This window comes from Bacillus sp. JJ722 (genome assembly GCF_036963345.1).
In the GTDB taxonomy this organism is placed as follows: domain Bacteria; phylum Bacillota; class Bacilli; order Bacillales; family DSM-1321; genus Bacillus_AD.
Genome location: NZ_JBALMO010000404.1, coordinates 1 through 2429 on the forward strand (window position 1 = coordinate 1; position 2429 = coordinate 2429).

Here is a 2429-nt window from a genome sequence, read left to right on the forward strand (position 1 = left end):
ACAACGAATTTACTTTATTAGTCACCTTATATTTCTGTCCCCGTAATAAACAAGGAATCCCATGTTTTTTCATAGATATAACTGTTTTTGTAAACTTTTTTGGATTGCTTATGAAACTGATTTAATTGAGCTGACAAGATAGCTGAATAGAGCTCTATATATTTATCTTTATAGTCTCGTATCCCATTTTCCGCAATAAGGATCTACAGGATTACTTCCTTTGAATGGTGATTTTCCTGTTAATTTATCGAAAAGGCAGTCAATCACTTGTTCATTCCCAAAGTAAGTATTGATATATATTGGTACTCTAGGAATGTCTTGCAGGTGATAAGGGTTTGCCAAAGAAATAAAGATGGTTGGTACTTCTTTAATAAACCATGGAATGTTTGCGCAAAAAGGTTTTGCCCATTGTAAACGGAGTTCAGGCCGCAAATTAGCTGAAGGTAAATTGGCCAAATAAATGATTAAATCAGCTGTTTCCTCTAAATTTTTCATACCGATTACCTGATGTTTTTTCTTCAAGATTAGGGTAAGATTGAAAAATGTGTCTAGCTTTTTCGAAAGTAATCATTTTTTCCTCCATTTAATTTTATAAATACTGCAAACTAGCATACGATAAATTTTATATAGTAAAATCACAATCAGGCATTAAATCAATCAAATTAAAATCTACTTAATATATTTTATGTATCAATGGATACATAAAAAAGGATTCATCTGCTGGCAATAGATAAGATAGGGTTAAGCAAAATGTGCAAAAAGACCATGATAGTAATTAGGCCAGAGACAACCAATCGTTAAACTATAATCCTAGCCAGTTTCCAATGGAAGTAAAACGGAATAGGGAAATGGGTGCTGTACATTTCTGACCTACCGTTTTTTCTTATTACAATCGGTGATGCTCCTATTTCTTTCTTTTTTTCCTTTGAGCAAGTTTTTCTCGAATATTTGCGTATATTAATAGTCTTTCTATAAAATCTGATCCATCAATAGATGTAATAGCCCTATTTGCTGGTAGTGAGCCGAGATACACTTTTCCATTCTTAATTAATTCTGGCACGTAATGCTGGACATATTCCAATACTTCAGCATTTTTGAAACCATTTCTTCTACCACTATGAAGAATCTCATATGCTTCGTGCTCTTTACTGTATTTAAAGTATTTATCTATATTTAATTGAAGAATATTTGAGGAGTTTCCAGATTCATCGATAGCAACAGTAAGATAAGTATTCCCATTTCGGTTACCGTAAATAGGATCATTTACTAATACTGCTGTTCCAAATATTCCAATTCTATATATAGCATGATTTCCATCTAAATCCTTAACAATGAAGCTACGGTAGTAGCCTGGGAACTTTCCGCCACTTGCATTTCCAAAAGAAAACCTACCATAAGATAAATCTTCTATAATCGTAGTCTTATATTGCGCTTTTGAATGGATTTCCTCACATAAGATAAAGTTTTGTAATTCTGAAATAAAGCTATGCATCTCTCCAGGCGTACCATCACCAATATATCCTTCATTCATTAAATGATTTATATATCTGTCGTAAGTGGTTAGATCATAGGCAAGACGCTTTAATTGACGAAACTGTGTGTATTCAACATTTCCTTTTAAGAGCTGTGAGTATGTATATAGGTCATCAGTTAATGGTACAATCCCTTCCATATTAACTTCATATAGATTCACATATGTACCATTAGATACTCCAATATACTTTGCTTTAAGAATTTCATTATATGCTTTCACCTGGTCTATTGTATGATCAGTTAAATCAATATGCTCAGCTTTCAACTCTATAACTAAAAGTGCAGTTTCATTTCCTTCCCTATCTCTACTCCAAACAACAATATCAGCTCTTTGTCTTGAATTAGAATCTATGTGGTTAAGAGCAAATTCTGTACTAATGGAATCTGCAGGTATTTTCATATCTTGTATAAGAAATTGAATAAAATCCTGTCTTACTTTTTCCTCAGGAGTATGTTGTAAGAATGTTTGCCGACATGGATCGTATAGTAGTTTCTTATTTTTGTTTTTATATGTTTTCATTTTTTTCTTCCCTTTTATAGAACTTAATAGGATATCTGTCCACAATCCCCACATCAATGGATTCAATGTATCCTTTTGCTAAGAAACATAGTTCTGTTGTAACGGTTGATTGGTGTTGTCGTGATACATCAAAAAGGATAACTGTATCTTCAAAGTCAACAGCATGTAGAACTAGAAAAGTAGTTAACATTGGTTCGTTCTGTTCTTCTAAATTCTCATTTACAATGGCATATATATCATATGGATGTTTAAGTAGAAGGTCTTTTAAATAGGTTTCTGTTAATGGCTCTTGGATAAGCTGATACATTTTATGGTGGTGTGTTAGTGTTGTTGGGAACATTTAGCTACCTCGCATTGTTATAATATGGTATTCATT

3 protein-coding genes are annotated in these 2429 nt (G+C 32.5%); all 3 read right to left on the reverse strand.

The genetic code is table 11. The annotated features are described in order from the left end of the window. Positions 1 to 168: 168 nt before the first annotated feature. The 3 genes from V7014_RS26795 to V7014_RS26805 all read right to left on the reverse strand — a co-directional run bounded on the left by V7014_RS26795 (position 169) and on the right by V7014_RS26805 (position 2393). Entirely contained in the window at positions 169 to 522 is a 354-nt protein-coding gene (locus V7014_RS26795) for a hypothetical protein (RefSeq protein ID WP_335512114.1), read from the reverse strand. Positions 523 to 904: 382 nt separating this feature from the next. Beyond that, entirely contained in the window at positions 905 to 2053 is a 1149-nt protein-coding gene (locus tag V7014_RS26800) for a type I restriction enzyme HsdR N-terminal domain-containing protein (RefSeq protein WP_335512115.1), read from the reverse strand. Then, positions 2040 to 2393, reverse strand: a complete 354-nt coding sequence (locus V7014_RS26805; protein WP_335512117.1) for a hypothetical protein — start codon at positions 2391 to 2393, stop codon at positions 2040 to 2042. The genes V7014_RS26800 and V7014_RS26805 overlap by 14 nt, the downstream gene beginning before the upstream one ends. Positions 2394 to 2429 lie beyond the last annotated feature (36 nt).